Raw genomic sequence first — 6,455 nt, 5'->3', positions numbered from 1 at the left:
GCCTGAAGCCTGCCCTGTGGCTCGCGACGCTCGGCGTCGTGCTGACGGCGCTGATGGTTGGCGCGGTCGCGATGGCGGTGCTGCAGGTCGACTGGCGCTACGGCTTCCTGCTCGGCGCGATCGTCGCGTCGACCGATGCGGCGGCGGTGTTCTCGCTGCTGCGCCATGCCGGCATCCAGCTGCCGGAGCGGGTGTCCTCGACGCTCGAGATGGAGTCGGGCCTGAACGACCCGATGGCGGTGTTCCTGACGCTCGCGATGACGGCCGTGATCCGCTCGAACGCCGGGCCGGGCGAGCTCTTGCTGCTGCTCGCGACGCAAGCCGGCTTCGGTCTCGCGATCGGGCTGGCCGGCGGCTGGGGCGTCGCGTGGCTGCTGAACCGGCTGACGCTGACCGTCGAGCACAGCGGGCTGCTGGCGCTGATCGTGCTGTCGGGCGGGCTGGCGGTGTTCGCCGCGGCGGGGCTGGTCGAGGGCTCGGGTTTCCTCGCGGTCTACCTGTTCGGCCTGCAGGTGCGTGCGCGCGCCGAGGCGGCGGCGCACGCTGGGTCGTCGGCGCTCGACGGCTTCGCGTGGGCCGCGCAGGCGAGCCTGTTCGTGCTGCTCGGGCTGCTGGTGTCGCCGCGGCAGATGCTCGACATGGCGGTGCCGATCGTCGCGGTGGTGGCGGCGCTGCTGTTCGTCGCGCGGCCGCTGGCGGTGTGGCTGTGCCTCGCGCCGCTGCGCTTCCCGGCGGCGCAGAGCCTGTTCATCGGCTGGGTGGGGTTGCGCGGCGCGGTGCCGATCGTGCTGGCGCTGTTCCCGCTGATGGCGCGCGTGCCCGACAGCTACCGCTTCTTCAACGTCGCGTTCGGCGTGGTGCTGGCGTCGCTGCTGATGCAGGGCGTCTCGCTGCGCTGGGTGGCGCACCGGCTCGGTGTCGTCGAGCCGCCGGCGCTGCCGCCGGACACCGAGCGCGCGGTGCAGGGCCGGCTCTGGCTCGATGCCAACCTGCCGCTGGCCGAGGTGTTCGCGTTCTTCCAGCTGCCGGTGCCGCACAACGCCGGGCCGTCGCTCGGCGACTGGTTGACCGACAACCTCGCGCGCGGCCACGGCGCAGGCGACGGCGTCGAATGGCATGGCGCGCACTTCGAGGTGGGCGAGATGGTGGACGGGCGGGTGTCGCGGGTGGCGCTGGCGCTGCGCTCGCGGGACCCGCAGGCGGAATGAACCGCCGCGCGAAGGGGAGCGAGTTGCAACGCGAGCCCGGGCTCGGCGCGCGCTGGTTCGCGCAACGCGGCTGGAAGCCGTTCGCGTTCCAGCGCGAGGTCTGGGCCGCGCTGGCCGACGGCCGCAGCGGCCTGCTGCACGCCACCACCGGCGCCGGCAAGACCTATGCGGTGTGGTTCGGTGCGCTCGCGAATGCGGCGCGCCGCGGCATCGACCCGCTGGCGCTGCAGCCGCCACCGCTCGGCGTGCTGTGGATCACCCCGATGCGCGCGCTGGCCGCCGATTCGGCGCGGGCGCTGCAGGTGCCGCTGACCGAGCTGGGCAGCGGATGGAGCCTCGGCCTGCGCACCGGCGACACGCCGTCGGCCGAGCGCGCGCGGCAGGACCGGCGCTTTCCGAGCGTGCTCGTGACGACGCCCGAATCGCTGAGCCTGATGCTGACCCGCGAAGCCGCGCGCGACGAACTCGCCGCCGTGCACACCGTGATCGTCGACGAATGGCACGAGCTGATGGGCAACAAGCGCGGCGTGCAGGTGCAGCTGGCGCTGGCGCGCCTGAAGCGCTGGAACCCGGGGCTCGCGACCTGGGGCCTGAGCGCGACGCTCGGCAACCTGGACGACGCGATGCGCGTGCTGCTCGGGGACACACCCGGTACGAAGGTGCAAGGCAGCCTCGACAAGACGCTGCTGATCGACACGCTGCTGCCGCACGAGCCCGGCCGCTTCTCGTGGGGTGGCCACCTCGGCAAGCAGATGCAGCAGCCGGTGGTCGACGAGATCGAGCGATCCGGCACGACGCTGGTGTTCGTCAACATGCGCTCGCAGGCCGACGCCTGGTACCAGATGCTGCTGGAACAGCGGCCGGAATGGGCCGGCAGCGTCGCGCTGCACCACGGCTCGCTGGATCCTGCCGTGCGCGAGTGGGTGGAGCTGGGGCTGAAGGAGGGGCGGCTGAAGGCGGTGGTCGCGACCTCGTCGCTGGACCTGGGCGTCGACTTCCTGCCGGTGGAGCGCGTCCTGCAGGTCGGCTCGGCCAAGGGCATCGCGCGGCTGCTGCAGCGTGCCGGCCGCAGCGGCCATGCGCCGGGGCGGCCGAGCCGCATCACGCTCGTGCCCACCAACACGCTGGAGCTGGTGGAGGCGGTGGCCGCGCGGCGCGCCGCGCAGCAGGGCCGCATCGAGAAGCGTGCGACGCCCGACAAGCCGTTCGACGTGCTGGTGCAGCACCTGGTGACGGTGGCGCTCGGCGGCGGCTTCACGGCCGATGCGCTGTACGACGAGGTGCGGACGGCGCACGCCTACCGCGCGCTGGCGCGCGACGAGTTCGACTGGGCGCTGGCCTTCGTCGAGCAGGGCGGCGCGAGCCTCACGGCCTACCCGGAATACCACCGCGTGCAGGCGATCGACGGCGTGTACCGCGTGCCCGACCGCGGCATCGCGCGGCGCCACAAGCTGCAGGTGGGCACCATCGTCGCCGACTCGGCGATGCAGGTGAAGTACCTGAGCGGCGGGCGCATCGGCACGGTGGAGGAGGGCTTCATCGCGCGGCTGCGCGCCGGCGACTGCTTCGTCTTCGCGGGCCGCACGCTGGAGTACGTGCGCACGCAGGAGATGACGGCCTACGTGCGGCGCGCCGAGGGCCGCAAGGGCGTCGTGACGAACTGGAACGGCAGCAAGATGCCGCTGTCGAGCGAGCTGGCCGATGCGGTGYTGGAGGTGCTGGCCGCGGTCGACGCCGGCGATTTCGACGCGCCGGAGCTGCAGGCCGCGCAGCCGATGCTGCAGGCGCAACAGCGGCTCTCGCGGCTGCCGACGCCGGGCACGCTGCTGGTGGAGCGCATCCGCTCGCGCGAGGGGCAGCACCTGTTCATGTACCCGTTCGGCGGGCGCAACGTGCACATCGGCCTCGCGAGCCTGCTGGCCTGGCGGCTCGCGCGCGACGCGCCCAACACCTTCAGCATCTCGATCAACGACTATGGGCTGGAGTTGCTGAGCGCGCTGCCGATCGACCCGCGGCCCTTGCTGGATGGTGAACTTTTCGGCGACGACACCCTGCTCGACGACGTGCTCGCGAGCCTGAACTCCAGCGAGCTGGCGCGGCGGCGGTTTCGCGAGATCGCGCGCGTGGCGGGGCTGGTCTTCAGCGGCTACCCGGGGCAGCCGAAGAGCGCGCGCCAGCTGCAGGCGTCGAGCACGCTGTTCTACGAGGTGTTCCGCAAGTACGACGCCGGCAACCGGCTGCTCGGGCAGGCGCAGACCGAGGTGCTGAGCCAGGAGCTTGATATCCGGCGGCTCGCCGCCAGCTTGGAGCGCATGCGGGGGCAGCGCATCGCGTTCGTCGAGCTCGAGGTGCCCAGCCCGTTCGCGCTGCCGCTGATGGTGGAGCGCTTTCGAGAGAAACTCAGCACCGAGAAGCTCAACGACCGGCTGGCCCGCATGCTCAAGGACATGGAGCGTGCGGCCGCCCCCCGTCCCCAGGACCCACGATGATGTTGCGCAAATCCCGGCTGCTGCGCGCGGCCAACACCGCCCGGCTGGCGACCTACCTGATCGCGCTGTGGAAGCTGTTCAAGCACCCGCAGGCGCCGCGCGGCGCGAAGCTCGTCGCGGTGGCGGTGATCGCCTATGCGGTGAGCCCGATCGACCTGATCCCGGATTTCATCCCGGTGCTCGGGCAGCTGGACGACCTGCTGATCATCCCGCTGGGCGTTGCGCTGGTGCGCAAGATGACGCCCGATCCGCTGTGGCAGGCGCTGCTGGTCGAGGCCGAGCGCACGCGCGAGAAGCTGCCGCGCTGGTGGTGGGGTGCGCTGCTGGTGGTCCTGGTGTGGCTGCTGTTGTTCGGCGCGTTCGTCTGGTGGCTGGTGCGCGGGATCTTCGGCRGATGAGGTGGTTGGGTGGGGTGTGCCTGGCCGCGCTGCTGGCGGCCGGGCCGGTACAGGCGGCCAGCGGCGTCGTGACCCACGTGACCGATGGCGACACGCTGTGGGTGCGGGTCGATGGCGCGTCGCCCAGGGCGAAGCCGAAGAAGCTGCGCCTGCAAGGCATCGATGCGCCGGAGCACTGCCAGGCCTGGGGCCCGCAGGCGACCGAGGCACTGGCGCGCCGTGTGCTGCACCGGCGCGTGCAGTTCGCGACGGTGGCGCAGGACCGCTACCACCGCAGCATCGCCCGCGTGGCTGTCGATGGTGACGACGTGGCGGCCTGGATGGTGGCGCACGGGCATGCGTGGAGCGACCATTTCCGGCGGCGCAAGGGTGGCCAGGACGGTGGGCGATACGGCGCACTCGAAGCGCAGGCGAAGGCCGCGCGGCGCGGGCTGTTCGCGCAGCCCGGCGCGGTCGAGCCGCGGGTCTTTCGTAGGATGCATGGACGCTGCGAGGTGATCGCGCACTGACCGTTACATCGTTTGCCGTCATACAAGGCCAATCGATGACATCGCCGCCCTACCATCCGCGCCAGTTCAACAGGGAGCGTCGATGAGCAGGACGATCAGGCGCTTCGCGCGGGGTGGTGTCGTGGCCGCGTGCAGCGTGGCGGCGGCCTGCGTGTTGAGCGCTTGCGGCGGCGGCGGCGAAGCCCCGGCCACGCCGGACCCGGGGCCGCCGGCACCGAGCGGGCTCACCTTGACCGGCAAGGTGATGCGCGGCCTGCTGCAGGGCGCGCGGGTGTGCGTCGATGCGAACGACGATCTGCAGTGCGATGGCGACGAGCGGKTGGCCGTGACCGATGCGCAGGGTGGCTACACGCTGGTGCTGGACGCGGCGCAGGCGGCCTTGCTGGTGACTGCGCGGCTGGTGGCGCAGGTGCCGGCGTCGACGATCGATGCATCGACCGGCGCGCCGGTGGGCGACGAGCATGTGCTGCTGGCGCGGCCGTACGAGGCGGGCCGCACGGAGTACCTCTTCACGCCGGTGCGCACGCGCGTCGAGCAGCTGGTGTGGGGCGGTGTGGCGCGCGAGGAGGCCGAGGCCGTCGTGCGGCGCGGGGCGGGCTTGGTCGACCTGGCGCTCGATGACGACTACATCGCGGCCGCCGACGGATTGCATCGCGACGAGGCCATGTTGGTGCGCGAGCAGGCGATGGCCTGGTTCGGCCAGCAGACGCGTGGGCTGATGGCGATGCTGCACCGGCCGTCGGACGCGTGGTTCAACGCGCAGGCGGGGGCGGGGGTGTTCGAGCTGTCGGCCGACCTGGGCCGCGATGGCACGGTGTACACGGCGACCGCGACGAACCTGGTGGCCGGGCCGGTGGCGGGCGAGATGCTGGCGTCGCGACGCCGCTGGAGCTTCGATCCGGCGGTCGACACCGCGTTTCAGGGCTATGCGCCGATCAGCGAGCGATCGGATTTTCTCGATGAGACGGCGGGCTGGCTGGAGGGCGATCCGCAAGGGACGCTCGCGCAGCGGCTGGACGCGGGGCGCGTGCTGCAGCTGCGCAGCGGTGTCGCGATCGCGGCCGAGTTGCGCGACGTGGAAGACCTGGCGGGCCGCGCGATCGCGCGCGACGACGTGGGCGGCAGTGCCGACGTGGCGGTGAGCGGCACCTGGCCCGACGGCGCGCAGCGCTACCGGCACCATGCCCGCGTGCAGTGGCGCGCCGGCGGGTACGCGCATGTGCGCGAGGAGGGCGAGCCGTTCGGGATGACGCTCGCGAGCCTCGACCAGTTCATCGCGCTGCGCCAGGTGCAGCCGGACGGCAGCGGTTCATGGCGCGCGCTGCGCGGGCTGGATGCGAGTGCGGTGGAGATGGGCTTCGACGGCCAGGGCGGCGTGATCTTCCGCGACAGCTCGACGCTGCAGCCGCTGGGCGGTGCCGCGATCGAGACCTTCACGTTCGGCGGCGTGCCGGTGCTGCGCGTGCCGCTGAGCGAACAGGCCAGTGCGGCGGAGTTCGGCGTGCTCGGGGTCAGCCTGTATTTCGCGGTGTACCGGGGGGTGCATCAGTTGGACATGGTGGAGGCGGGGTGGATGGAGGTGGGTGGGGAGGGTCGGGGGGTGAACCGCTCCGCCGTGGATGCGCTGACGCGGGTCGTGGGAGTGCCTGCGATCGGGGGCTGAAATCAGCGGAAGATGTTCATGGCTTCCAATCCTTCCGAATATTCACTCAATGTCTTGTTGCCACCGTTGACCTTGCGCTTGTCGTTCTGTGCATTCCTTTTGCGAGGGGATGAATCCTCGCTTCTATCGTTGCGCGCAGGCTGGCCGCCATCGGCCTTGCGGTTGAGTTTCCGTGTGCCCTGGTTGCC

At 71.7% G+C, this 6,455-nt stretch carries 6 protein-coding genes; 5 read left to right on the top strand and 1 reads right to left on the bottom strand.

What is annotated here, in order from left to right; all coding sequences use genetic code 11:
* The 5 genes from AC1D15_RS14155 to AC1D15_RS14135 form a co-directional block, all read left to right on the top strand.
* Positions 1-1,208: potassium/proton antiporter (locus tag AC1D15_RS14155; protein WP_477826485.1), on the top strand; the 1,208-nt coding region annotated here is incomplete at its 5' end.
* On the top strand, positions 1,205-3,697 hold the full coding sequence (locus AC1D15_RS14150; protein WP_477826484.1) for a ligase-associated DNA damage response DEXH box helicase: 2,493 nt from the start codon (positions 1,205-1,207) through the stop codon (positions 3,695-3,697). The genes AC1D15_RS14155 and AC1D15_RS14150, both read left to right, overlap by 4 nt.
* A complete protein-coding gene (locus tag AC1D15_RS14145) occupies positions 3,694-4,095 on the top strand; it encodes a YkvA family protein (protein WP_477826483.1) in 402 nt (133 codons plus the stop codon). The genes AC1D15_RS14150 and AC1D15_RS14145 overlap by 4 nt, the downstream gene beginning before the upstream one ends.
* On the top strand, positions 4,092-4,604 hold the full coding sequence (locus AC1D15_RS14140) for a thermonuclease family protein (protein ID WP_477826482.1): 513 nt from the start codon (positions 4,092-4,094) through the stop codon (positions 4,602-4,604). The genes AC1D15_RS14145 and AC1D15_RS14140 overlap by 4 nt, the downstream gene beginning before the upstream one ends.
* An 82-nt stretch (positions 4,605-4,686) precedes the next feature.
* Positions 4,687-6,267: a hypothetical protein gene (locus tag AC1D15_RS14135; RefSeq protein WP_477826481.1), complete on the top strand. Its 1,581-nt coding sequence runs from the start codon at positions 4,687-4,689 to the stop codon at positions 6,265-6,267.
* A gap of 2 nt (positions 6,268-6,269) precedes the next feature.
* On the opposite strand, the gene AC1D15_RS14130 is transcribed toward AC1D15_RS14135, so the two are convergent.
* Positions 6,270-6,455: hypothetical protein (locus AC1D15_RS14130; RefSeq protein ID WP_477826480.1), on the bottom strand; the 186-nt coding region annotated here is incomplete at its 5' end.

This window comes from Rhizobacter sp. P2_H2 (assembly GCF_056403375.1).
This window is presented reverse-complemented; position numbering and strand designations above follow the sequence as displayed.